Origin of the sequence: Leifsonia sp. Root1293, from assembly GCF_001425325.1 — a bacterium.
In the GTDB taxonomy this organism is placed as follows: domain Bacteria; phylum Actinomycetota; class Actinomycetes; order Actinomycetales; family Microbacteriaceae; genus Orlajensenia.
This window is the reverse complement of the sequence record NZ_LMEH01000002.1, coordinates 369593-392986: the sequence shown is the minus strand read 5'-3', so window position 1 is coordinate 392986 and position 23394 is coordinate 369593. Positions and strand designations below refer to the sequence as shown.

The 23394-nt window shown below is 69.6% G+C and carries 22 protein-coding genes; 9 read left to right on the top strand and 13 right to left on the bottom strand.

Annotated features, from left to right (window positions below):
• Window positions 1-29: 29 nt before the first annotated feature.
• Complete coding sequence (locus ASC59_RS13710; protein WP_055824176.1) at window positions 30-1568, bottom strand: MmgE/PrpD family protein; 1539 nt, start codon at window positions 1566-1568, stop codon at window positions 30-32.
• Window positions 1569-1692: 124 nt separating this feature from the next.
• The gene (locus tag ASC59_RS13705) at window positions 1693-2778 is read right to left on the bottom strand and encodes an enoyl-CoA hydratase/isomerase family protein (RefSeq protein WP_082513777.1); all 1086 of its coding nucleotides are present in this window, start codon (window positions 2776-2778) and stop codon (window positions 1693-1695) included.
• Between the two features lie 173 nt (window positions 2779-2951).
• Between ASC59_RS13705 and ASC59_RS13700 the strand changes: the two genes are divergently transcribed.
• Window positions 2952-3590 carry a LysE family translocator gene (locus tag ASC59_RS13700; protein ID WP_055824173.1) on the top strand — a complete coding sequence of 213 codons (639 nt, stop codon included), beginning with the start codon at window positions 2952-2954 and terminating at the stop codon, window positions 3588-3590.
• A 252-nt stretch (window positions 3591-3842) separates the two neighbouring features.
• Here ASC59_RS13700 and ASC59_RS13695 read toward each other — a convergent pair whose 3' ends face one another.
• Window positions 3843-4379, bottom strand: coding sequence for a YbhB/YbcL family Raf kinase inhibitor-like protein (locus ASC59_RS13695; RefSeq protein WP_055824170.1), 537 nt, complete (start codon window positions 4377-4379; stop codon window positions 3843-3845).
• 189 nt (window positions 4380-4568) lie between these two features.
• On the opposite strand from ASC59_RS13695, the gene trhO reads away from it, so the two are divergent.
• Window positions 4569-5492, top strand: a complete 924-nt coding sequence (gene trhO, locus ASC59_RS13690) for an oxygen-dependent tRNA uridine(34) hydroxylase TrhO (RefSeq protein ID WP_055824167.1) — start codon at window positions 4569-4571, stop codon at window positions 5490-5492.
• Between the two features lie 136 nt (window positions 5493-5628).
• On the opposite strand, the gene ASC59_RS13685 is transcribed toward trhO, so the two are convergent.
• A complete protein-coding gene (locus ASC59_RS13685) occupies window positions 5629-7059 on the bottom strand; it encodes an LssY C-terminal domain-containing protein (protein ID WP_055824164.1) in 1431 nt (476 codons plus the stop codon).
• 102 nt (window positions 7060-7161) lie between these two features.
• Here ASC59_RS13685 and ASC59_RS13680 point away from each other — a divergent pair, with 102 nt between their 5' ends.
• Complete coding sequence (locus tag ASC59_RS13680) at window positions 7162-8373, top strand: cysteine desulfurase-like protein (RefSeq protein ID WP_055824163.1); 1212 nt, start codon at window positions 7162-7164, stop codon at window positions 8371-8373.
• 134 nt (window positions 8374-8507) lie between these two features.
• Here the strand turns inward: ASC59_RS13680 and ASC59_RS13675 are convergent, their stop codons facing one another.
• Complete coding sequence (locus ASC59_RS13675; RefSeq protein WP_055825546.1) at window positions 8508-10049, bottom strand: MFS transporter; 1542 nt, start codon at window positions 10047-10049, stop codon at window positions 8508-8510.
• A gap of 143 nt (window positions 10050-10192) precedes the next feature.
• Between ASC59_RS13675 and ASC59_RS13670 the strand changes: the two genes are divergently transcribed.
• From ASC59_RS13670 to ASC59_RS13645, 6 genes are all read left to right on the top strand, one after another.
• Window positions 10193-10828, top strand: coding sequence for a TetR/AcrR family transcriptional regulator (locus tag ASC59_RS13670; protein ID WP_055824159.1), 636 nt, complete (start codon window positions 10193-10195; stop codon window positions 10826-10828).
• Between the two features lie 110 nt (window positions 10829-10938).
• Entirely contained in the window at window positions 10939-11718 is a 780-nt protein-coding gene (locus ASC59_RS13665) for an isocitrate lyase/PEP mutase family protein (protein WP_055824157.1), read from the top strand.
• 106 nt (window positions 11719-11824) lie between these two features.
• Window positions 11825-12829 carry an ABC transporter ATP-binding protein gene (locus ASC59_RS13660; protein ID WP_082513689.1) on the top strand — a complete coding sequence of 335 codons (1005 nt, stop codon included), beginning with the start codon at window positions 11825-11827 and terminating at the stop codon, window positions 12827-12829.
• Window positions 12826-13656, top strand: a complete 831-nt coding sequence (locus tag ASC59_RS13655; protein WP_055824155.1) for an ABC transporter permease — start codon at window positions 12826-12828, stop codon at window positions 13654-13656. The genes ASC59_RS13660 and ASC59_RS13655 overlap by 4 nt, the downstream gene beginning before the upstream one ends.
• A gap of 32 nt (window positions 13657-13688) precedes the next feature.
• A complete protein-coding gene (locus ASC59_RS13650; protein ID WP_055824153.1) occupies window positions 13689-14768 on the top strand; it encodes an MDR family oxidoreductase in 1080 nt (359 codons plus the stop codon).
• Between the two features lie 4 nt (window positions 14769-14772).
• Window positions 14773-15915 (top strand): winged helix DNA-binding domain-containing protein, encoded by a 1143-nt coding sequence (locus ASC59_RS13645; protein ID WP_055824151.1) that lies wholly within the window; start codon window positions 14773-14775, stop codon window positions 15913-15915.
• A gap of 23 nt (window positions 15916-15938) precedes the next feature.
• Here the strand turns inward: ASC59_RS13645 and ASC59_RS13640 are convergent, their stop codons facing one another.
• From ASC59_RS13640 to hemQ, 8 genes are all read right to left on the bottom strand, one after another.
• Window positions 15939-16280, bottom strand: coding sequence for a DUF4190 domain-containing protein (locus ASC59_RS13640; RefSeq protein WP_055824149.1), 342 nt, complete (start codon window positions 16278-16280; stop codon window positions 15939-15941).
• Between the two features lie 77 nt (window positions 16281-16357).
• Complete coding sequence (locus ASC59_RS13635) at window positions 16358-16726, bottom strand: hypothetical protein (RefSeq protein ID WP_055824147.1); 369 nt, start codon at window positions 16724-16726, stop codon at window positions 16358-16360.
• 203 nt (window positions 16727-16929) lie between these two features.
• On the bottom strand, window positions 16930-18252 hold the full coding sequence (gene hemL, locus ASC59_RS13630) for a glutamate-1-semialdehyde 2,1-aminomutase (RefSeq protein WP_055824144.1): 1323 nt from the start codon (window positions 18250-18252) through the stop codon (window positions 16930-16932).
• The gene (gene hemB, locus ASC59_RS13625; protein ID WP_235492739.1) at window positions 18249-19247 is read right to left on the bottom strand and encodes a porphobilinogen synthase; all 999 of its coding nucleotides are present in this window, start codon (window positions 19245-19247) and stop codon (window positions 18249-18251) included. The genes hemL and hemB overlap by 4 nt, the downstream gene beginning before the upstream one ends.
• A gap of 367 nt (window positions 19248-19614) precedes the next feature.
• Window positions 19615-20400 (bottom strand): uroporphyrinogen-III synthase, encoded by a 786-nt coding sequence (locus ASC59_RS13620; protein ID WP_442915101.1) that lies wholly within the window; start codon window positions 20398-20400, stop codon window positions 19615-19617.
• On the bottom strand, window positions 20401-21369 hold the full coding sequence (gene hemC / locus ASC59_RS13615; RefSeq protein WP_055824141.1) for a hydroxymethylbilane synthase: 969 nt from the start codon (window positions 21367-21369) through the stop codon (window positions 20401-20403).
• A complete protein-coding gene (locus ASC59_RS13610) occupies window positions 21366-22634 on the bottom strand; it encodes a ferrochelatase (protein WP_055824138.1) in 1269 nt (422 codons plus the stop codon). The genes hemC and ASC59_RS13610 overlap by 4 nt, the downstream gene beginning before the upstream one ends.
• On the bottom strand, window positions 22634-23389 hold the full coding sequence (gene hemQ / locus ASC59_RS13605) for a hydrogen peroxide-dependent heme synthase (RefSeq protein ID WP_055824136.1): 756 nt from the start codon (window positions 23387-23389) through the stop codon (window positions 22634-22636). The genes ASC59_RS13610 and hemQ overlap by 1 nt, the downstream gene beginning before the upstream one ends.
• Window positions 23390-23394: the final 5 nt, after the last annotated feature.

Sequence of the window (23394 nt, the reverse complement as noted above, 5' to 3'; positions counted from 1 at the left end):
CGTTGGGGTGGAGAGGTCGGGGTGAAGGGTTAGAACAGTCCCTGCGGGCTCTCGACCGAGGCCAGCACTCCAGGGGCCGCCGTGACCGTGAGGCCCACGAGCTCATCGGACGTCAGTTCCGGCAGGCGCTGCACGAGCGCCAGGAAGCGCTCGATCTCCGTCTCCTCGAGCACGAAGTCGGCGAGAGTGCGGAACTTCTGCACGTACTCCGCCCGACCGAACGGACGAGCGCCCAGAGGGTGCGCATCCGCCACCGCGATCTCGTCGGTGATCGTGTTGCCGTCGGCCAGGACGATCTCGACCCGACCGCCGAACGCCTTCTCGTTCATGTCGAGCGAGTGGTAGCGGCGCGTCCACTCCTCGTCCTCGACCGTGGTGATCTTGTTCCACAGGGCGACGGTGTCGGGGCGATTGGCCCGTGCTGGCGAGTAGGAGTCGACGTGGTGCCACGTGCCGTCCTGCAGGGCGACCGCGAAGATGTACGGGATCGAGTGGTCGAGGGTCTCGCGCGACGCCGACGGGTCGTACTTCTGCGGGTCGTTGGCCCCGGAGCCGATCACGTAGTGCGTGTGGTGGGAGGTGTGGATGACGATGCGGTCGATGCTCTCGACGTCGTCGAGCAGCAGCGGGTACTCGTTGTGCAGCTTGCGGGCCAGGTCGATCCAGGCCTGGGCCTGGTACTCCGCGGAGTGCTCCTTCGTGTAGCTGTCCAGGATGGCGCGCTTGGCCTCGCCCTCTTCGGGGATCTCGACGGAGTAGCGCGCATCGGTTCCTCCGAGGAGCCAGGCGATCACGCCGTCCTCGCCCTCGTAGATGGGCGACGGGCTGGTCTCGCCGCGCATCGCACGGTCGACGGCCTCGACCGCCATCTTGCCCGCGAAGGCCGGCGCGTGCGCCTTCCAGGTGGAGATGGCGCCCTTCCTGGACTGCCGCGTGGCCGTCGTGGTGTGCAGGGCCTGGCCGATGGCCTGGTAGATCGTCTCCTGGTCGAGACCGAGGAGGGTACCGATGCCGGCTGCGGCCGACGGGCCCAGGTGCGCGACGTGGTCGATCTTGAACTGGTGCAGGCTGATGGCCTTGGCCAGGTCGATCTGCAGTTCGTAGCCCGTGGCGATGCCGCGCACGACGTCGGATCCCGTGAGCCCACGGGCGGCAGCGAGGTGCTGGGCGACAGCGACGATCGGAGGGATGTTGTCGCCGGGGTGCGAGTACTCCGCGGCGAGGAAGGTGTCGTGGTAGTCGAGCTCGCGCACGGCCACGCCGTTGGCCCAGGCGGCCCACTCGGGCGAGGTGCGACGCCCCGCATCGACGCCGAACACCGTCGAGCCCTGACCGCCGACCGAGACCGGGTGGGTCAACGCCTGGCTTCGAGCACTGGTGACTGGGGCGCGTGTGAGCGAGGCGACCGCGACGGCTGCATTGTCGATCACGCGGTTGATCACCATCTCGGTGACCTCGTCTGTCACGGGCACGGAGTCGACGGCGACACCGGCCAACTGCCAGGCGAGTTGACCGTCTGTGGTCAGGTTCTCGTCGCTACGGTGCACGCGGAGTTCATGGGTCTTCACGCTCCCACGGTATCCGACAAGCCGTCGGCGGCATATCCGGGAGCGGTTTCAGTCAGGGGGGTTGACGGATGCCGCACCGCAGTCCGGCCGCGCCGGTCCGCCCCGCGAACGATGTCCCGGCCGATCAGCTCCAGAGCGGCTCGGCCGGATCCTGCGCGATGGCCGCGAGAACGGCATCCGTGTCGATGTCGTCGATGGTGGCCGGATTCCACCGCGGCGAGCGGTCCTTGTCGACGACCTGGGCGCGGATGCCCTCCCGCAGGTCGGGCTGCTCGATGAGCCAGGCGACGGCACGGTACTCGCTCTCCAGGGCCTGCTCGAGGTTCGACGCGGCCCGCGCGGAACGGATGCCGGCGAGAGTCGCCGTGAGCCCCGTCGGTGAGAGGGTCGAGAGGTCGTCGGCGGCGCGGGCCGCTTCTGGCTCCGGCCTCTCGCGCAGGCGATGGATGATGTCCGCCACCGTCGGAGCCGAGTAGCAGGCGTCGATCCAGCCGCGCTGCGCCTCCAGCTCGGATGCCCCGGGCGTCTCGTCGAAGAGCAGCACGATCTCGGGCGGTGATCCGGGGTCCGCCCGTTCCCGGAGCGCCTGCATCAGGTGCGGGAGCGACTCGCTCGGCACGAGGTAGTCGGCGAACCCGGCGGCGATGGCGTCGGCCGGGCCCATGGTGGCGGCGGTGAGGCCGAGGTGGGTTCCGAGTTCGCCGGGGGCACGACCGAGCAGCCAGGTGCCCCCGACGTCGGGGCTGAATCCGATGCGGGTCTCCGGCATCGCCAGCGTCGAGCGCTCGGTGACGATGCGGATCGAGGCATGACCGGCGAGTCCGATGCCGCCGCCCATGGTGATGCCGTCCATCAGCGCGACCACGGGCTTCGGATACCGGGCGATCATCGCGTTGAGGCGGTACTCATCACGGAAGAAGGTGCGCGAATCGGCGTTGCTTCCGGCCGTCGCGTTGTCCCACAGCGCCCGGACGTCGCCACCGGCGCAGAACCCGCGGTCGCCTGCTCCATCGAGCACGACCATCGCCACCTCGGGATCGGAGCGCCAGACCTCGAGGCTCGCGGTGATGATGCCGACCATCGCGTAGCTCAGGGCATTGATGGCGCGCGGCCGGTTGAGGGTGATCCGGCCCACGCCGTCGGTGACGGAGGTGAGCACCTCGGGCTCGGTCTGCGGCTCGCTCGGGGTCTGGCTCGTCGTCTCGGTCACGGATGCCACGCTAGAGCACCCGCATGAAGGCGTCGTCTGAAGGCACCGTCGCGACCCGTTCCCCGGCAACAGGGGAGCCGGCGCGCGGTTGCCTTCACATGGCGGGGAAATCGCCTTCAGATCGCGGTGGGCTGACGGGAGCCGCCGGCGGCCTGCGGCGCTACGATCGACGGGTGATCCCCACCTCGAACCTGCTGGCCTTCGTGCTGGCGTCGGTGGTGCTCATCGTCATCCCGGGACCGAGCGTGCTGTTCGTCATCGGCCGGTCGCTCGCCCTGGGCAAGCTGGGCGGGTTCCTCAGCGTGGTCGGGAACGCGCTCGGGATGCTGCCCCTCGTGGTGGCCGTCGCGCTGGGAGTCGGTGCGCTCGTGGCGCAGTCGGTGGCCATCTTCACCGTCGTGAAGCTCGCCGGTGCCGCCTACCTCGTCTACCTCGGCGTGCAGGCCATCCGGCATCGTCATGACGCCGCGGCCGCGGCGACCGGCGATGTCGCACCCCGCTCGCCGTGGCGCCTGCTCAGCGAGGGCTTCGTCGTCGGTGTGACGAACCCCAAGACGATCGCGTTCTTCGTGGCCGTGCTTCCGCAGTTCGTCGACTACACGCTCGGCTTCGTTCCGCTGCAGATGGCCGAGCTCGGTGCGGTGTTCGTCGTGCTGGCGCTCTGCTGCGACAGTATCTGGGCGCTCGCCGCCGGCACGGCCCGCGACTGGTTCGCCAAGTCTCCGAAGCGCATCTCGACGCTCTCCGCCACCGGCGGCGCCATGATGATCGGCCTCGGCGGCGTGCTGGCGCTGAGCGGCAACAAGCACTGAGCCGACGCCCGGCGCCAGACTGTCGCGCTTCGGCGGCGATCGCTGTTGGCCGCCGGGGCGACGATCGGGCGCATTGTGATGGATCTCGATACGCGTCCTCGCTGCGCTCGGGCGCTACTCGATCAGCGGAAGGTGGGGGGCGCTCGGGCGCTACTCGATCAGCGGAAGGTGGGGGGCGCTCGGGCGCTACTCGATCAGCGGAGTGGGGGGTGCAGTCGCTCGGGCGCGCCTCGATCAGCGGGGTGGGCGGCCTCAGTCGCTCGACGCGGTTCCCACCAGGATGCCGCGGGCGAGACCGTGGAAGTGGGCGTTGAACCCGAGCACGGCCGGGGTCGCGCCGTCGGGGATGTCGAGGTGTGCGACGTCGAGCGCCGTCACGACGATGAAGTAGCGGTGCGTCCCTGTGCCCGGAGGCGGAGCAGCGCCGCTGTACGAGGTGAGGCGCTTCTCGTTCGGCAGCGTGATCGCTCCGGCAGGGAGGTGCTCGCTTCCGGGCGACCCCGCCCCGCTCTCCAGTGAGGTGACGGATGCCGGGATGTCATAGACCGCCCAGTGCCAGAAGCCCGAGCCGGTGGGCGCGTCCGGGTCGAAGATCGACACCGCGTAGCTCTGCGTCTCGGCGGGCGCACCACTCCACGACAGCTGGGGCGAGATGTCGGAGCCACCCATCCCCCGGTCCCACTGCGCAGTGGCGAGCGCTGCGCCCGGCGCGAGGTCGTCGCTCGTGAGCGTGAGCGGTGCGAAGTCGCGCAATGTGGCGAGCTCGGCATAGGGGTCGTAGTTGAACATCGGTCTCCCTCGACGCGGCCTCGGGTCCCGTCGAGCCGATTGCCGACCGGATGCCGCACCTGCAACGCAACCACCGCATCCGTCGGCCCGCAAGGGCTTGCCGGGCCAGGGACCGAACGTGCACCCGATACACAGGCCCGCGCTGCGCGACCGGGCAGAATGGGCTGCGCGACCGGGCAGAATGGACGGATGGCCACCGCCAAGATCCTGCTCTTCTATGCGTTCACGCCCTTGGCCGACCCCGACGCTGTGCGCCTCTGGCAGCGCGACCTGGCCGAGCTGCTGGGCCTGCGCGGCCGCATCATCCTCTCGAAGGACGGCATCAACGGCACTGTGGGCGGCGAGATCAGGGCCGTCAAGCGCTACCTGCGCAAGACCCGCGACTACCCCGCCTTCAAGCACCTCGACGTGAAGTGGAGCGAGGGCAGGGGGCTCGACGACGACGGCTTCAGCATCGACTTCCCGAAGCTCAGCGTGAAGGTGCGCGACGAGCTGGTCTCGTTCGGCGCTCCCGGTGAGCTGCGGGTCGATGAGCACGGCGTCGTCGGCGGCGGCACCCACCTCGATCCCGACGCCCTCGACGCGCTGGTCGCCGAACGGGGAGAGGACGTCGTCTTCTTCGACGGCCGCAACGCCTTCGAGGCCGAGATCGGTCGCTTCGCGAATGCGGTGGTTCCGGATGTCGCCACCACGGCGGACTTCGTCGCCGAACTCGACAGCGGCAAGTACGACGACCTCAAGGGCCGCCCGGTCGTCACCTACTGCACCGGAGGCATCCGCTGCGAGGTGCTCTCCAGCCTCATGGTGAGCCGCGGCTTCGGTGAGGTGTACCAGCTCGACGGCGGAATCGTCCGCTACGGGGAGGCACGCGGAGACGACGGCCTGTGGGAGGGGTCGCTCTACGTCTTCGACAAGCGCGGATCAGTCGACTTCAGCGATCACGCCGCCGTGATCGGCCACTGCGTCGTCGACGGAACGGCGACCAAACGGATGCAGAACTGCACCGATCCGTCGTGCCGCGAGCAGCTCGTGGTGTGCGAGGCGTGCGCCGCCGTGGGCGCGGTGTACTGCGACGCCCACGCGGCGGAACGCGCCGCGTCGCCGATCGAGTAGCGCCCGACGAAGTCGGACGCGTATCGAGATCCGCCAGCGACAGCGCCCGATGAGAGGCGCCCTCGAACGAGGTCTCGATACGGCTGCTCGCTGCGCTCGCGGCCTACTCGACCAACGAGACCGGTGCGCGCGCGGCCTACTCGACCAACGGTTCCCGCCCCCGCGCCCGCCGCGAGTACGCCCGCGCCGAGCGACTCGACAGCGCGAGCAGGATGAGGATGTCGAGTGACAACGTCACCAGCGTGGTGCGCAGCGTGATGCCCTCTCCCCCGGCAGCCACGTCGACGGCGGCCACCACGATGCCGAAGGCGGCGACGACGAGCACGAACAGGCGGGCCCAGTTCACCCCGCGGTAGACGAGCAGCACGACGCTCAACTCGACGAGGAGCACCAGGATGCCGACGCCCACGACGATCCAGAGCACGAGGTCCAGGAAACCGGCCGCCTCGCCCGGAGCCATGCCGTCGATGTCCAACGACGACCCGGCCACGATGCCGTCCCACTCCGTCGCCAGCTGCAGCAGCCAGGCCGAGCCGCCGATCACGCGCAGCACGATGAGCACAGCGCCCATGGTGATCGTCGACGGGCGCTTGGCCGCTGGCGCTGTGGTGACGGGAAGGGCGAGGTCGAGCGAGCTCTCGAAGGCCGCTCGCTTGTCACCCGGACGTGCGGTCGAGGCGGGCTGAGCCGGCATCCGGGAGACGGATGCGGCCCCGGCGGCATCCGTCGGCGCAGATCGCAGGTCGACGATCGGCATGTCGCCATCGGTGGTGATGGAGTCGCCGCCGCCGTTGCGCGAGTGGTAGCCGGTCGAGAAGTCCCTGATGACATCGAGGCGCGCGCCGGGAACGGCTCGGGTGATGGTGTCGATGATGTGGTCGCGCTCGATGTCGGTGTCGGCATCGATCTTGTGCGTGACCTGCAGAGTGAAGAGTGAGAGCCCGACGGCACGGTCGAAGGTGCCCGCGGCCAGCCACTCGACGCGGCGCCCACCGGGCAGCAGCCAGTCGTCAGGACAACGCCAGAACCTCACGTGATGGCGCTTCGCCGGGTTGCCGGCGACCTCCTGCTGGTAGGCGAAATCCTGCTGGCGTCCGAACAGGAACAGCGGGCTCACCGGGGCCTCGTCGTAGGAGCGACGCGTGATCGTCGACGAGATGATGCGCAGGCTCGACGCAGCCGTCACGTCGTCGGCGCGAGTCCAGCCTGCGGCGGCGAGGGCGGCGTGGATCTCGTCCTCGGTGCCGAGCATGGCGAGATTCACCGGATCTCCGAGCAGCCCGTCGCTCGTGCGGGCACGGCCGATGAAGTAGTCGGGCACGTAAATGGTCGTGAGGATGCGGTGGAGCCGGGGCAGAACGAGGTAGGCCAGCAGCACCCAGAACACGATGAAGTACGCCAGAGACGCCCACCGCCACTGGAAGCCCTCGCCGAACACGATCGTGGCCAGCCACACGGCGGCGATCGCGGCGAAGATGAAGAAGAACCCGTCGAGCATCGAGCTCACAGAGAATCGCCGTCGCCCTCCGGCTGCGGCTCTCGGCTCGACCACGATCTCGGTGGACATTTCGTCATGCTATTCCCTCGGCGTCCGGTCAGAGCGGGCACGGCGACGCGACCGTTCCCCCGCCTCCCCGTCGCGCCGGGCCAGAACCCTAGGCTGATTCCCATGGCCTACGACGTCGATCGCATCCGTTCGCTCTTCCCCTCGCTCGACGACGGGGTGGCGCATTTCGAAGGGCCGGGCGGCACGCAGACACCGGCATCCGTCGGCGAGGCCATCGCCAGGACACTCACCGGTCCCCTGTCGAACCGCGGCGTCGTCGGCGATTCCGAGCGCACTGCGGATGCCGTGGTGCTGGCCTTCAGGCAGGCCTGCGCCGACCTGCTCGGTGCCGACCCGCGCGGAATCGTTTACGGACGCAGCGCCACCGCGCTCTGCTACGACTTCTCGCGCACGCTGGCGCAGGGCTGGGGACCCGGCGACGAGGTCGTGGTCACGCGCCTCGACCACGACTCGAACGTGCGCCCGTGGGTGCAGGCGGCCGAGCGGGCAGGTGCCACGGTGCGCTGGGTCGACTTCGAGGTCGAGACCGGCGAGCTGTCGCCGGGTGCGATCGCCGCCGTGCTGAGCGACCGCACGCGACTCGTGGCGGTGACGGCAGCCTCCAACCTCATCGGCACGATGCCCGACATCGCCGCCATCGCAGCACTGGTGCACGCGACCGGGGCGTTGCTCTACGTCGACGCCGTGCACTACGCCGCCCACGAACTCGTCGACCTCGAGGCTCTCGGCGCCGATTTCGTGATGTGCTCGCCGTACAAGTTCCTGGGACCGCATTGCGGCGTGCTGGCGGCGTCGCCCGAGCTGCTGGCCACCAGCCAACCCGACAAGCTGCTGCCGTCGACGGATGCGGTTCCCGAGAGGTTCGAATTCGGAACGCTGCCCTACGAGATCATGGCCGGAGTCACCGAGGCCGTCGACGTGCTCGCCTCGCTCGACGCCGACGCGTCCGGAACCCGGCGTGAGCGTCTGACGACGTCGTTCGCAGCCCTCGAGCAGCACGAGAAGGCCCTGCTCACGCGGCTCGAGGACGGGCTGGCGACCCTGCCCGTGACGGTGTGGTCGCGGGCAGGGCACCGCACGCCCACGGTGCTCATCACTGCCGACGACCCGACGGGAGAGCGTGCAGCATCCGCCATGTACCGCGCCCTGAACGAGCGGGGGATCCTCGCGCCGGCCAGCAACTTCTACGCCCTCGAGGCCAGCCGGCTGCTGGGCCTGGGCGACGCCGGCGGGCTGCGGATCGGCCTCGCCCCCTACACGACAGCCGACGAGATCGATCGCCTGCTCGAGGCGCTGCGCGAGCTGGTGGCCTAAGGGCGGTCTGCTCGTCCGTCGTGGCCGCCCGCCCAAAGCTGGCTCGCCACCTGTGGCCGTTGCCCGCCGGGCGGAGCGGCCACAGGTGGCGAGTGAGGCGTGCTTCGGGCGAGCCGTCGACGGGCGGGTGCCGCCTAGTGCGCGAGCACGGGCTCAGCGTCCGCTGACGCCGGCGCGTGGTTCGACGAGAGCGCCGAGTGCGCGCGGCGCTTGAACAGCAGCGCCGAGAGGATGGCTCCGAAGGTGAAGAACCCGGCGCCCCACCAGTACGCCGCGGCGTAGCTGTGCACGGCGGCATCCGCCGCGATCTCGGCCGTCGTCGGCAGGTGTGCTGCCAGGTAGTCGGCCGCTGCGGTCGCCGCCAAGGTGTTGAGCAGGGCCGTGCCGATCGATCCGCCGACCTGCTGGCTGGTGTTCACCATGGCCGAGGCCACTCCGGCGAACTCGCGGTCGACGCCGAGGGTGGCGGTCTGCATCGAGGCCGGCATGATCGATCCCATCGCGAACCCGAGGATGAGCAGAGGCGGCAGCACGTCGGCCGCGTAGGTGCTGTCGAGGTCGAGATGCGTGAGGTAGACCATGCCGATCGCGCCCAGGGCCATGCCGAAAGGCACCATGAGCTTCGGTCCGAAGCGCGGCACGAAGATGTTGGTCGAGAGCTGCGCGGCGAGCACCAGCATCGCGATCATCGGCAGGAACGACAGGCCGGTCTGGATGGGCGAGTACCCGAGCGACGCCTGCAGGTAGTACGTCACGAACAGGAAGATGCCGAACATGCCGGCACCGGCGATCAGCACCGAGCTGTAGGCAGCGCCCCTGTTGCGGTCGAGCACGATCGACAGCGGCAGCAGCGGGTGCTTGGCACGCATCTGCCAGAGCACGAAGACCACGAGCAGGATCACGGATGCGGCCAGGTACCCCCAGGTGAGTGGCGACTCCCAGCCGTCCGACTCGGCGTTGGAGAAGCCGTAGACCAGCGAGAACAGGGCGGCCGAGACCAGGATGGTGCCCGGAACGTCGAGCTTCGGACGCGGGCCGACGCGCTTCGCGTTGACGACGAAGATCATGGCGCCGATGACCGCGACGATCGCGATGAAGACATTGATGTAGAGGTTCCAGCGCCAGTTGAAGTTCTCGGTGAGCACACCGCCGAGGAGGAGACCGACGGCTCCCCCCGCTCCGGCGATGGCGCCGAACACGCCGAAGGCACGCGCGCGTTCCTTCGGGATGGTGAACGTCGTCGTGAGCACGGCGAGCGCTGTCGGAGCCAGCAGTGCTCCGAACGCACCCTGCAGCGCACGGGCGCCGACGAGCAGTCCGAAGGTGTCGGCGGCTCCACCCAGGGCCGAGGCCACGGCGAAGCCGATCAGGCCGATGATGAAGGTGCGTTTGCGGCCCATCAGGTCGGAGAGGCGGCCGCCCAACAGGAGCAGGCTGCCGAAGGCGAGCGAGTACGCCGTGATGACCCACTGGCGGTCGGCGTCGGAGAAGCCGAGGTCGGCCTGGGCCGCGGGGAGGGCGATGTTCACCACCGTGGAGTCGAGCACCACCATGAGCTGGGCGATGGCGACGACCGAGAGAGTCCACCAGCGGCGGGACGGGTGGTCGGAGGAGCCGGATGCGGCCCCAGACGCGGCGGCTGAAGGCGCCACGGGAACTGAGGTATTCGAGGACATGAAGGACACTATATGCGGTACTGTTGAGTTTCGGATCTAATCCGTTCTGAATTTACCTCCGGGTAACATGGCAGTCACCGAGGTCGCTGTCACGACGCTCGCGACGGCATCCGTCGTCCGCGAAGAAAGGGGTCACCGCCGCAATGACGCAGCTCGACAACCCTGCCGCCCCCACGAAGCTCGGCCGCAAGCGCGACCACACCCGCGACCCCGAGATCCTCGACGCCGCCCTCGACGTGCTCGCCGAGACGGGATACGACGGCATGACGATCGACATGGTCGCCGCCAGGGCGAAGGCGGGCAAGGCCACCGTCTACCGGCGCTGGTCGTCCAAGGCGGAACTCGTCGTCGACGCCGTCGCCTGCATGAAACGCAACGATCTCGACGTGGAGCACCTGCCGGACACTGGCACCCTGCGCGGCGACCTGGTCGCCATGATCAAGCCGCGTTCGATCGAGGACGCCGAGAAGAAGCTGCAGATCATGGCCGGCCTGGTGTCGATGATCTCGCGGGACCCCGGTCTCTCCGAGGCCGTGAACGCGGCCATCGTCGAACCGCGGGTCTCGGTCAACAGGACCTTCCTGAACCGCGCCATCGCGCGCGGCGAGATCTCGGAGGACTGCGACGTGGAGACGCTCGCGCTGCTCAGCCCCTCCATGGCCTCGTACCGCGTGCTCATCGAGCAGAAGCCCGTCGATCGGGAGTTCCTGCTCGCGCTCATCGACGGCGTCATCCTCCCGGCAGTGGGCCTCAGGGCCCCGTCAGACCCCGCTCGCTGAGGCCCGGACGAAGTCCGCGGTCGAAGCGCGCCCGGATGCGCTTCGAGCGGTGCGCCGGTCATGTCCGATGCCCGCCGGACGACGTCCCCAGGCCGCCATACGCTGAACGCATGACCTCGAACACCGCCTCGAAAGCCACCGAACTCCGCCGTCTGCACGAAGCCCCCGAGCTGCTCAGCGTCGTCAACGTCTGGGACGTCGTCACCGCCCGCGCCGTCGCCGCTCTCCCCCAGACCCGCGCCCTGGCCACGGCGAGTCACTCCATCGCCGCCACGTTCGGCTACCCCGACGGCGAGGTGATCCCCCGCGACCTCATGCTCGACATGGTCGGCCGCATCGCGGCATCCGTCGACGTGCCCGTCACCGCCGACCTCGAGGCCGGGTATGGCGACGCCGGCGACACCGTCCGGCGGGCCATCGACCTCGGCATCGCAGGCGCCAACCTCGAAGACGAGCTGAAGCCGCTGACGGATGCCGCAGCCGCCGTGGCCGCAGCCGTCACTGCCGGCGAGAACGCCGGCGTGCCGTTCGCCATCAACGCGAGAACCGACGCCTTCCTTCGCGGCGGGCACCGCCCGCTCGCCGAGAACATCGCCGATGCGATCGAGCGCGGTCGCGCCTACCTCGACGAGGGCGCCACCTGCGTCTTCGTTCCCGGCAACTTCGGCGAAGACGTCGTGCGACAGCTCGTCTCCGGCCTCGGCGAGCGCCGCCTCAGCGTGATCGGGCTGCCGGACCTGCCGGCTCCGGCACGCCTGGCCGAGCTCGGTGTCGCTCGCATCTCGTACGGCCCGTACAGCCAGCGCGCAGTGCTCGGGGACCTCCAGGACCTCGCGAGCGCGCTCTACGACGGCGGCACGCTGCCGACCGACCTGCGTCCGCTGAACTGAGGAAGCACCGGCCGCATGCGCCGGATTGCGGGGTTTTTGCGGCGTGGGCGGGGAAAATGCCCACCTCCGCCGATACGCTGAAGCTGCAGTCGACGAAAGGCCCGCAATGCCCACGGGTGTGCCCATCGAATTCTCCGGCGTGACCAAGCGCTTCGGCGCGGTCACGGCTGTCGCCGATCTCTCCTTCACCGTCGAACCCGGGCGCGTGACCGGCTTCCTCGGCCCGAACGGTGCCGGCAAGACCACCAGTCTCCGGATGCTGCTCGGACTCGTGCGCCCCACCTCGGGCACGGCGACCTTCGGCGGCACCGCGTATCGCGATCTGGAGAACCCGCTCACCACTGTCGGCGCCGCTCTGGAGGCCGCGAGCTTCCACCCCGGGCGCACGGCCCACAACCACCTCAGGGTCTACGCCGCTGCTGCCGGTCTCCCCACGAGCCGCGTCGACGAGGTGCTGCGCCGCGTGGGTCTGGCCGAATACGCGAAGAGGCGCGTCGGCGGATACTCGCTCGGCATGCGCCAGCGCCTCGGCCTCGCCTACACACTTCTCGGCGACCCCGGCGTGCTCGTGCTCGACGAGCCGATCAACGGTCTCGACCCCGAGGGCATCAAGTGGATCCGCCTGTTCCTCCGCGAGTTGGCGGCGGAGGGGCGCACGGTGCTGGTGAGCTCGCACCTCCTGAGCGAGGTGCAGCAGAGCGTCGACGAGGTCGTGATCATCGCCAAGGGTCGCCTCGTGCATCGCGGAAACCTCGCCACCCTCGACACCGAGGTGGCGCCGCACGTGGTCGTCGATTCTCCCGACCGCGCCAGGCTGGCCGAGGTGCTCACCATGGAGGGCTTCGAGTTCAGCACCGGCCGCACGGGCCTGCTCGTCGCAGAGGGCGACCCCGGACGCATCGGCCACGTCGCCTTCGTCAACGGCATCGAGATCTCGATGCTGCAACGCCAGAAGGCCGGGCTCGAGGAGTCGTTCCTCGCCCTGGTCGACGGCGGCGAGGTGGTCGGCGGATCGACGGAGGCCGCGGCCCCGTCGGAGGCGGAGGCCGCGGCCGAGGCCGACGACGCCGACGCCGAGACGACCGAGCACGACGGCGAGGACCAGCGATGAAGGCCCTGTTCCGCTCCATCGCCTCGGAGTTCCTCAAGATCCTCACCACCCGCATCTGGTGGATCCTCGCGATCGTGATGGTCGTCTACGTCGGTGCGACGGCCGGCGGTCTCGCCGCACTGTTCGGATGGCTCAGCCAGAACCCGGAGCAGGCGGGCGGTGGCGGCGGGCAGGGCGTACCCACCGGCGATCAGCTGCAGCCGCTCGTCTACGGCTTCGCCACCACCATCGGCTACGTCTTCCCGGTGCTGCTCGGTGCTCTCGCCACCACCGGCGAGTTCCGTCATGAGACGCTCACGCCCACCTTCCTCGCCACACCCCGCCGCGGTCTCGTGCTGCTCGCCAAGGTGAAGGTCGCGATCATCGTCGGCGCGGTCTTCGGCCTCCTCGCCTGGATCACGACCCTGGCGACCGGTGCTGCGGTCTTCAGCGGATTCGGCATCGAGACCAATCTCGGCGACTCCGACACGTGGGCACTGGCCGGCCGCGGCATCCTGGCGATGGCGCTCTGGGCGGCCATCGGCGTCGGCCTCGGTACCCTCGTGACCAGTCAGGTCGCCGCGATCGTCATCGTCCTGGCCTTCACCCAGTTCGTCGAGCCTCTGCTGCGCCTGGCTGCCAGCTTCATCGACGTGACGGCGAGCATCGCCCGCTTCCTTCCCGGCGCCGCCAGCGACGCCCTCGTGGGCGTGAGCTTCTACTCCCTGAGCGGCGGAGCAGCCGCCGACCCGCTCGACTGGTGGAAGGGCGCGATCGTGCTGCTCGTCTACGCGGCCGTGCTGACCTTCGGCGGCTACTTCTCGAGCTGGCGCCGCGACGTCACCTGACCGGCGTGCGCGTCGATCGCTAGGCTCGAACGATGGGTGATGCGAAGCGATTCCGGGCCATCGTCGTCGATCGGGAGACGGATGGGGCCGACAAGCCACGTCTCGGCTCTGCTCTGCGCGAGCTGAGCCTCGACGACCTGCGCACGGGCGATTCCGCTCCGGATGCCGCCGATGCGGTCGAGCTCGAGGTGTCGTACTCGAGCCTCAACTACAAGGACGGCCTCGCCGTCGCAGGCCGGCCCGGTGTGACGCGCAGCTATCCGATCGTCGCCGGCATCGACGTCGTCGGCACCGTCGTCGACAGCGCCGACTCCCGCTGGGCTCCCGGCGACCGGGTACTCCTCAACGGCGGCGGTCTCAGCGAGACACGTCATGGCGGCTACACCGAGCGCGCCGTGATCCCGGGCGCGTCCCTCGTGCGGGTCCCGGCCCCGCTGACCGATCGCCAGGCGGCTGCCATCGGCACGGCGGGCTTCACCGCCATGCTGTCGGTGCTGGCTCTGGAACGCCACGGCGTCAGCCCGACAGACGGGCCGGTGCTCGTGACGGGCGCATCGGGTGGTGTGGGCTCCGTGGCCATCACGCTGCTGGCACGGGCCGGCTTCGAGGTCACCGCCGTCACCGGCCGAGCCGCGGACAACGGCGACTACCTCCGCACACTCGGCGCTGCGGCCCTGATCGACCGCGCCGAACTGGCCGAGAGCGGCAAGCCCCTGCAGTCGCAGCGGTGGGCAGCGGCCATCGATTCCGTCGGCGGGGTTCCGCTCGCCAACGTGCTGGCCCAGGTGCAGTACGGCGGTGTGGTGGCGGCGTGCGGGCTCGCGGCATCCGCAGACCTGCCGACCACGGTGCTGCCGTTCATCCTGAGGGCGGTCAGCCTTGTGGGCGTCAACTCGGTCGAGGCCCCGCTCTCCCTGCGTGAGGAGGCGTGGGGTCGGCTGGCCACAGACCTCGACCTGGCGCAGCTCGACGGCATGACCAGCGAGATCGGGCTCGATGACGTCTTCACCGCTGCCGACGACATCCTCGACGGGCGGACGCGGGGGCGCACCGTGGTCGCCATCGGCAGCGGCGCCCTCGCTGGCTCCGACCACTCTGACTCCCGGCGCTGACGCGATGACCGGGATCCCGTCGATCAGCGCCGCGGAAGCCGTGAGGTTCCGGATGCTGCGCCTCGGCCTGTGGGATCCGAAGCCCCTGACGCCCGAGCAGGTCGTCGGAGGACTCGTCGCCATGCAGGCGCAGGAGTTTCCGTACGCGCTCTGGTCGATCGCCCAGCGCATCGCCCCCGCCGAACGCCCGGGCGCTGCGGACATGGGCGTCGCCTACGACCTGGGGTCGATCCTGCGCACCCATGTGATGCGCCCCACCTGGCACTTCCTGGCGCCCGGGGACGCCCGGTGGATGTTGACGCTCACCGCCCCGCGGGTGCTCGGCATCAGCCGCATCCACTACCAGCGGGCCGGGCTCGACGCTCCGACTCTGACGCGGGTCACGGATGCGTTCGCCAGCGCCGTGGCCGACGGCAGCCACCGCACACGGGCCGAACTGCGCGACGCGCTCACCGCCATCGGCATCGAACTCGACGGCAACGGCATGGTCTACGCGCTGATGTTCGCCGAACTGCAGCGGGTGATCATCAGCGGGGTCACCATCGGCAAGCAGCGCAGCTACGCCGCCTTCGACGAACGCGTACCGCCCACCTTCGTCGCGGGATCGGCGTCGTACGATCACGAGAACGCCCTGGCCGAACTGGCCGCGCGCTACGTCGCCACGCGGGGGCCGGTCTCCGTCAAGGACATGAGCGCGTGGAGCGGCCTCACCCAGGCGGATTGCCGGCGCGGCATCGAGGTCGCCCTCGAGCGGGCGCCCGGGTCGCTGGAGCAGGTCGAGCTCGAGGGGGTCGTGTGCTGGATGGCGCCGACGGATGAGACCTGGTCGACGCGCGCTTCGGTGCCGGCGTCGCCGCACGTCGACCTGCTGCACGGGTACGACGAATACGTGATGAGCTACCTCGAGACCCGCGGGATCATCCAGCACGCCGAGTTCAGCGCACCGGGCACGCCGGACTCGCTGCTGCACGCGTCCCTGCTCGACGGGCGGGTGGTTGCGACGTGGAAGCACGTCCTCGCCCGACGTGCCGCGACGGTGGAGTTCCGCCCGATCACCCCGCTGCCGGCATCCGTTCGCCCCGAGCTCGACCGGGCCGTGGCCGAGTACGGCCGCTACCTCGGCCTTCCGACCGCTCCCAGCGCCTGACGGCTCTCAGCGCGTGACGGCTCTCAGTTGGAGATGGTGCCGAACAGCGCCATGCCCGTTCCGAGCAGCAGCAGTGTGACGACGCCCCCGAGGACGAAGAGGATGCCGCCCACGATGATGCCGGCGACCGCGAACCCGTTGGAGAATCCGGCCTTCTTCGATTTGTTGTAGGCCACGATGCTGACGATCATTCCGATGATGTTCAGGAAGATCGCCAGCACGAGTCCGACGATTCCGAGAACGCGACCCGGATCCTGCGGCCCGTGCAGCGGCGGAAGCGCATCGGCTTCGAACCCCTCGAGGTGCTCCGGGTTGAAGCCCGGGGACATGGGGTCCTGTCCTGGCATCTCACTGAAACCGGTCATGATTTCCTCGCATCCGTCACTGCCCGTGCATCACTGTGCGCCCGGGATCGGCCGAGCCGATACCCCACGATACTGACTCAGCCCGACACGGCATCCGATTCGTTGATCTTCAGCGAGCCGATGAGCTCCACGGCGTGATTCGTGCTCACCACGACGCGGGAGAACTCGCCTCCGTCGATGTCGATGATGACCGATGGGCGCTTGTTCTTCACCACGATGAAGTCCTTGCCGCCGTGGAACTTCCAGGTGCCGACCGCGAGGGTGAGGGGCACGAATGCTCCTGGAGCCCGGATGCCGCGGATCCAGATCCACGGGTCGTCCGTGATCGTGACCGAGCGGATGTCGTCACGCGGCACCACGATGTCATCCCGTCGCAGCGACAGCACCTTCTCGGCCGACGTGAGATGGATCTCCAGCCGGTCCTGATGCACTCGCAATGACGCCATGCATCCAGTCTGGCAAAAGACGGCGGGAATCGGGCTGTCGACTCCTCACAAACGAAAGATCCGATACCGCATCGAAAGCTACGGAGCGCCCGAGTGGTCTCGATACGCCTGTTCCTTCGTCGCGGGCTATTCGCCCAGCGGATCCCTCCGAACCGCTGATCGAGTCGTGCCCGACGACGTCGGACACGTATCGAGATCACGACCTACGGGCGCGCCTCTGCCGCCGCCCGCGCCGCCGCCGGAAGGGCATCGACGATGCGCGCGATGGCGGCGGCGTCGTGGGCCGCCGTCACGAACCAGGCCTCGAACACCGACGGCGGCAGCGAGACGCCGCCGTCCTGCATGGCGTGGAAGAAGGCGGGGTAGCGCCAGGCCTCCTGCGAGCGAACCTCGTCGTAGTCGCGCACTCCGCCGGCGACGTTCTCGCCGAAGACGAAGCTGAAGAGGTTGCCTGCGCGCTGCACGGCGTGCGCCACTCCGGCATCGGTCAGCGCCTCCGACACCGCGTTCGAGATCCTCAGTGCCGCCGCATCGAGATGGGAGTAGACGGCGGCATCCGCGAGGCGCAGCGTCGTGAGTCCGGCGGCGACGGCGACGGGGTTCCCCGAGAGCGTGCCGGCCTGGTAGACGGGGCCGAGAGGGGCGAGGTGGTCCATGACATCCGCCCGACCACCGAGCGCCGCAACAGGAAGGCCGCCGCCGACGACCTTGCCGAAGGTGAACAGGTCGGGGGCGTATGCGGGGTGGCCTGCGACCCCGGCGTTCTCGAGTCCCCAGTAGCCGGCGCGGCCGACGCGGAAACCTGTGAGCACCTCGTCGAGGATCACGAGAGCACCGTGGGCGTGGGCGATCTCGACCAGAGCGGCGTTGAAGCCGGCATCCGGAGCGACGACTCCCATGTTTGCCGCCGCGGCCTCGGTGATGACGGCTGCGATGCTGTCGCCGCGCTCGGCGAAGACCGCCCGCACGGCGTCGAGGTCGTTGTAGGGCAGCACGAGGGTCTGCGCGGCCGTGGCCGCTGTGACGCCGGCCGACCCGGGCAGAGCGAGCGTGGCGACGCCGGATCCGGCCTCGGCGAGCAGGCCGTCGGAGTGGCCGTGGTAGAGCCCGGCGAACTTCACCAGCAGGTCGCGACCCGTGAACCCGCGGGCCAGGCGGATGGCGGTCATCGTCGCCTCGGTGCCGGTGGAGAGCAGGCGCACCTTGTCGACGGGAGCGACTCGCTCCTCGATGAGCTCGGCGAGTTCCGTCTCGGCCGGGGTCGCCGCGCCGAAGCCGAGGCCCCGTGCTGCGGCCTCCTGCACGGCTGCGACCACCTGGGGCTGCGCGTGCCCGAGGATGGCCGGGCCCCAGCTCGCCACCATGTCGACGTACTCTCGGCCGTCGGCATCCGTCACGTAGGCACCCCGTGCCGAGGTGAGGAAGAGCGGGGATCCGCCGACGGAGCGGAAGGCGCGCACCGGCGAGTTCACGCCGCCCGGGATGGCGGCCTGCGCTCGGGCGAAGAGATCGTCATTGCGGGTCATGCCACCACTCCATCGTTCAGCCAGCCGGCCAGTTCTGTCGCCCAGTAGGTGAGCACGGTGTCGGCTCCGGCCCGGCGGATGCCGACGACGCTCTCGTGAACAGCACGCCGGCGGTCGATCCAGCCGTTCGCCGCTGCGGCCTCGATCATCGCGTACTCGCCGGACACCTGGTAGGCCCACACGGGAACATCCGATGCCGCCGCCACGTCGGCCAGCACGTCGAGGTAGCTGCCGGCCGGCTTCACCATGACGATGTCAGCGCCCTCGTCGATGTCGATCATGGCTTCACGCAGGCCCTCGCGCCGGTTGCCCGGGTCGAGCTGGTAGCTGCGGCGATCGCCCTGGAGCGTCGAGGCGACGGCCTCGCGGAAGGGGCCGTAGTACGCGGAGGCGTACTTGGCCGAGTAGGCCAGTACGGCCGTGTCGATGAATCCGGAGGCGTCGAGGGCGTCGCGCACCGCTGCGACCTGGCCGTCCATCATGCCCGAGAGGCCGAGCAGCGCCGAACCCGATGCGGCCTGCACGAGGGCCATCTCGCGGTAGCGCTCCAGCGTGGCGTCGTTGTCGACGCGGCCGATGGCGTCGAGAACGCCGCAGTGCCCGTGGTCGGTGAACTCGTCGAGGCAGAGGTCGGTCTGCACGAGGAGCGCGTCGCCCACCTCATCGGCGACAACGCGGGTGGCGAGGTTCAGGATGCCGTCGGGATCCGTTGCACCCGAGCCGACGGCGTCGCGCACCTGCGGAACGCCGAACAGCATGACACCGCCGATGCCGGCGGCCGCCGCCTCGTTCACGGCTCCCCGCACGCTGTCGAGAGTGTGCTGGACGACGCCGGGCATCGAGCTGATGGCGACGGGCTCGTCGACGCCCTCGCGCACGAAGACGGGGAGGACGAGGTCGGACGGATGCAGCCTGGTCTCTGAGACGGCGCGGCGCAGGGCGGGGGTCGCCCGCAGTCTGCGCGGGCGCACGCGCGGGATGAAGGATTCGCTCACCGGACAAGCCTACGTCTGTCGCGCGCCGCCTTCCCTTCGGTCATCGAGGAGCGACCGAGCGGAGCGGCATCCGCCCCCAGCCGCTCCACCCGCTCCACCCGCTGATCGAGTAGCGACCGAGCGGAGCCTCACCCCAACCCTCCGCTGATCGAGTAGCGACCCAGCGGAGCGGCATCCGCCCCCAACAGCTGATCGAGTAGCGACCGAGCGGAGCGAGGACGCGTATCGAGATCACGCAGGCGACGACGTGATCTCGATACGTGGCCGACTTCGTCGGGCACTACTCGATCAGCGATAGACGGTCGGGCACTACTCGATCAGCGGGCGGGCGAGACCTACTCGATCAGCGACGGACGAGCGGGATGCCTCAGCCCAGCGACTCGGCCTGACGCACGAGGGCGTCGATGAGCGACTCGGCGGTGCGGTCATCGGCGACGGCGTCGACCTCGAGACCGTAGGCGCGAGCGTCACGGGCGGTCTGCGGGCCGATGCAGACGACCAGCGTTCCCTGCGGGAGCGGGCCGAGCTGGAGCTGCACCTGTTCTGCGACAGATCCGCTCGTGACGAGCACGGCGTTGATCCGGCCGGAGGCGACATCGGCGGTGACCTGCTCCGAGACGGGAACCCCGATGGTGCGGTAGGCGACGACGGAGCGCACATCATGTCCGATGCGGCGCAGGCCCTCGCTCAGGAGGGGCTTGGCGATCTCGGATCGGAGCGTGAGCACCTTGAGCGGGAAGGCCCCGGCGGTGGCCTGGGTCCACTCCTCGAGGAGGCCGCGGGCCGAGTTGTCCTCGTGCGGCACGATGTCGACGCGGTACCCGGCGGCGGTGAGGGCCGCTGCCGTCGTCTCGCCGACGGCGGCGACATGGGTGTCCGCAGGGATCACGGCCCGGTGCGACGACAGCACGTCGACCGTCGTCGCGCTCGTGACGGTCAGCCAGTCGAACTCTCCGGCGGCGAGATCGGCCAGCGCGGCCGCGAGCGTCTCGGCGTCGTCGGTCGGGGCGAAGTTGATCAACGGCGCGATGACAGGGGCAGCACCCTTGGCGCGGAGGTTGGCGGCGACACTGTCACCCCATGGTCCGCCACGAGGAACGAGGACGCGCCAGCCGTCGAGCGGGCGCGGAGCCTTGGCCTGTCGATCGATCACTTAGGTGCCCTTCGTGCCCTGGAGCGGAGCGAGTTCGGCGGCACCGTTGCCGAGAAGTTCTGCGACGACTCTACTCGCCACATCAGCGGCCGATTCCGCCAGATGCGCTGCGGCATGAGAGTCGGGGGTCGCAGCGTGCGAACTGGTCAGCTTGGCGGAGCCGTCGGGGCTGTACACCGTGGCCGTGAGGAACAGCATGTCGCTGTCGACGATGGCGGATGCGGCGATCGGAGCGGAGCATCCGGCCTCGAGTCCGGCGAGCACCTGACGCTCGGCCTCCACCGAGGCTCGAGTGCTCACGTGCTCGACCGACCGCAGTCCTGCCTCGAGGTGGCGCTCGAGTCGCCCATCGCGCACCTCGACGGCCAAGGCGCCCTGACCGGGAGCCGTCGGCCAGTCGTTGATGTCGAGGAAATCGGTGACGGCGTCGAGCCGACCCAGGCGCCCGAGACCTGCGGCAGCGAGGATCACGGCGTCGAGGTCGCCATCGGCCACGCGTCCGAGGCGGGTGTCGACGTTCCCGCGGATGTCGACGATCTCGAGGTCGGGGCGGGCGGCGCGCAGCTGGGCGACGCGGCGAGGCGACCCCGTGCCCACCCGAGCACCAGCTGGCAGCGTCTGGAGAGTGAGCCCGTCGCGGGCGCACAGTGCGTCGCGCGCATCGGCCCGCTTGGGGACGGCACCGATCCGCAGACCCGGGTGCTTCGCCGTGGGCAGGTCCTTGAGCGAGTGGACCACGAGGTCGCACGCGTCGGCGAGGAGGGCCTCACGCAGTGCCGAGGCGAACACCCCGGTGCCGCCGAGGGAGGCGAGGGAGGCCGTCGAGACATCGCCGTGCGTCGTGATTGGTACGATCTCGATCTCGGATCCCGACGCAGCGGCGATCTTCGCGGCCACCGCCTTGGTCTGAGCGAGCGCCAGAGCACTCCCGCGGGTTCCGACGCGGATCACCGATGGCGCGACGGTCATGGGGCGATCCCGCCGAGCGCCGGCCTGAAGCCGAGCCGCACATTCTCGCAGCAGCCGGGGCGGCACACGTCGTACCAGGGGCCGAGTTCGGTGAGGGCAGGGCGTTCGGCAGTCGGAACGCCCTCGACACGCTCCATCACGAGGTCGACGAGACCCGAGACGAAGGCCGGGTGAGTACCCGGTGTCGGCACGCGCACGGCCTGCAGGCCGTGCTCCTCCGCCGATTCCAGGGCCTCGTTGTCGAGGTCCCAGAGAACCTCCATGTGGTCGCTCATGAAGCCGAGCGGCACGATGACCACGGCCTTCACGCCGCGTTCCGGTAGCAGGGCGATGGCGTCGTTGATGTCGGGTTCGAGCCACGGCTGCGTGGGCGGGCCACTCCGGGACTGGTAGACCAGCTGCCAGCTGATGGGTGACGCCGCGGCCTCGAGCATGACGACCTCGGCGACCGCCGTGTGCTGCGCTGCGTAGGCTCCGCCACCGCCGAAGCCGCGATCGGCCTCGGGGTCCGTTCCCGTGGGAGACGAGGGATCGAGCACCGCGGGACCTGAGCGAAGGGCATCCGTCGTCGGAATCGAATGGGTGGCGAACAGCACCTCGATCTCCGATTCGGCGATCCCGGATGCCGTGAGCTCGGCGAGCGCCTCGCGGACGCCCTCGATGAAGGGCGTGACGAAACCGGGGTGGTCGAAGAACTGACGCACCTTGTCGATCTGGATGGTGTCGCCGAGAGCGGTGTCCTCGAGCGCGTCGGCGTAGTCCTCGCGGTACTGACGGCAGCTGGAGTAGGAGCTGTAGGCGCTCGTCGCGATGGCGATGAGCTTGCGGGCTCCGGCCTCCGACGCCTCGGTGAGGGCGTCGTTCAGGTAGGGCTCCCAGTTGCGGTTGCCCCAGAACACGGGAAGGTCGAGCCCGCGGCTGGCGATCTCGGCCTCGAGGGCCGCCTTGAGCCGACGGTTCTGCTCGTTGATCGGGCTGATGCCGTCGTAGTGCCGGTAGTGGTGCGCCACCTCCTCGAGCCTCTCATCGGGGATGCCGCGACCGCTGGTGACGTTGCGCAGGAACGGGATGACCTCGTCCTGTCCTTCCGGTCCACCGAATCCGCTCAGCAGGATGCCGTCGTAGGCGACGGGCGTCTCCACATGCTCCGCTCCGGACTGCGCGGCGGGGGTTGCGCCCGGAACGCGGGAACCGGCGGCGCAGGGCGCACTGGCAGCCGGTGCCGGCTTGTGCGGGGTCGTGGCGCCGAGATTGCGAGCGGCCATTACTGGAGCACCTCCACGAGCTCGGCTGTACTGATGCGGCGGCCCGTGTAGAACGGAACCTCCTCGCGCACGTGGCGGCGGGCATCCGTGGCCCGGAGCTCGCGCATCATGTCGACCAGGTCGGTCAACTCGTCGGCCTCCATGGGCAGCAGCCACTCGTAGTCGCCGAGGGCGAACGAGGAGACCGTGTTCGCGACGACGCCGCGGAATCCGGCGCCCTTTCGGCCGTGCTCGGCCAGCATGCGGCCGCGCTCGGCATCGGGCAGCAGGTACCACTCGAAGCTCCGCACGAAGGGGTAGACGGTCATCCAGCCCTTCGGCTCGACGCCCCGGAGGAACCCGGGAACGTGCGACTTGTTGAACTCGGCGTCGCGGTGCACGCCCATGGCGTTCCATGTGGGCAGGAGCGACTTGAGCAGGCGCACCCGACGCAGTTCGCGGTGGGCCCACTGCAGCGTCTCGGCATCGTCGGCGTGCGTCCAGATCATGAGGTCGGCGTCGGCGCGGAGCCCCGACACGTCGTAGAAGCCGCGGATCGTCACACCCTCGGTCTCGAGCAGGCGCACGACGTCGTCGAGTTCGGCGACCACACGCGGAACGTCGTGACCGTCGAAGTCATCGGGATTCGCGGGATCACGACGGAGGACAGCGAAGAGCGTGTATCCCGAGGGAGATGCCTCGGGGGTGCTCGACACCTCCGACGAGTTCGTTTCGGGCACGGCGTCGGCTGCCTCACCGGCAGCGAGGGAAGTCATGTGTC

What these genes read in the sequence shown, in the direction of transcription:
- hemQ (WP_055824136.1), bottom strand. Translation starts at nt 23,389, where the DNA reads ATGACTTCCCTCGCTGCCGGTGAGGCAGCCGACGCCGTGCCCGAAACG.
- ASC59_RS13645 (WP_055824151.1), top strand. Translation starts at nt 14,773, where the DNA reads ATGACCGGGATCCCGTCGATCAGCGCCGCGGAAGCCGTGAGGTTCCGG.
- trhO (WP_055824167.1), top strand. Translation starts at nt 4,569, where the DNA reads ATGGCCACCGCCAAGATCCTGCTCTTCTATGCGTTCACGCCCTTGGCC.
- ASC59_RS13685 (WP_055824164.1), bottom strand. Translation starts at nt 7,059, where the DNA reads ATGTCCACCGAGATCGTGGTCGAGCCGAGAGCCGCAGCCGGAGGGCGA.
- ASC59_RS13655 (WP_055824155.1), top strand. Translation starts at nt 12,826, where the DNA reads ATGAAGGCCCTGTTCCGCTCCATCGCCTCGGAGTTCCTCAAGATCCTC.
- ASC59_RS13665 (WP_055824157.1), top strand. Translation starts at nt 10,939, where the DNA reads ATGACCTCGAACACCGCCTCGAAAGCCACCGAACTCCGCCGTCTGCAC.
- hemL (WP_055824144.1), bottom strand. Translation starts at nt 18,252, where the DNA reads ATGACCCGCAATGACGATCTCTTCGCCCGAGCGCAGGCCGCCATCCCG.
- ASC59_RS13680 (WP_055824163.1), top strand. Translation starts at nt 7,162, where the DNA reads ATGGCCTACGACGTCGATCGCATCCGTTCGCTCTTCCCCTCGCTCGAC.
- ASC59_RS13635 (WP_055824147.1), bottom strand. Translation starts at nt 16,726, where the DNA reads ATGGCGTCATTGCGAGTGCATCAGGACCGGCTGGAGATCCATCTCACG.
- ASC59_RS13675 (WP_055825546.1), bottom strand. Translation starts at nt 10,049, where the DNA reads ATGTCCTCGAATACCTCAGTTCCCGTGGCGCCTTCAGCCGCCGCGTCT.
- ASC59_RS13660 (WP_082513689.1), top strand. Translation starts at nt 11,825, where the DNA reads ATGCCCACGGGTGTGCCCATCGAATTCTCCGGCGTGACCAAGCGCTTC.
- ASC59_RS13650 (WP_055824153.1), top strand. Translation starts at nt 13,689, where the DNA reads ATGGGTGATGCGAAGCGATTCCGGGCCATCGTCGTCGATCGGGAGACG.
- ASC59_RS13670 (WP_055824159.1), top strand. Translation starts at nt 10,193, where the DNA reads ATGACGCAGCTCGACAACCCTGCCGCCCCCACGAAGCTCGGCCGCAAG.
- ASC59_RS13695 (WP_055824170.1), bottom strand. Translation starts at nt 4,379, where the DNA reads ATGTTCAACTACGACCCCTATGCCGAGCTCGCCACATTGCGCGACTTC.
- ASC59_RS13610 (WP_055824138.1), bottom strand. Translation starts at nt 22,634, where the DNA reads ATGGCCGCTCGCAATCTCGGCGCCACGACCCCGCACAAGCCGGCACCG.
- ASC59_RS13640 (WP_055824149.1), bottom strand. Translation starts at nt 16,280, where the DNA reads ATGACCGGTTTCAGTGAGATGCCAGGACAGGACCCCATGTCCCCGGGC.
- hemC (WP_055824141.1), bottom strand. Translation starts at nt 21,369, where the DNA reads ATGACCGTCGCGCCATCGGTGATCCGCGTCGGAACCCGCGGGAGTGCT.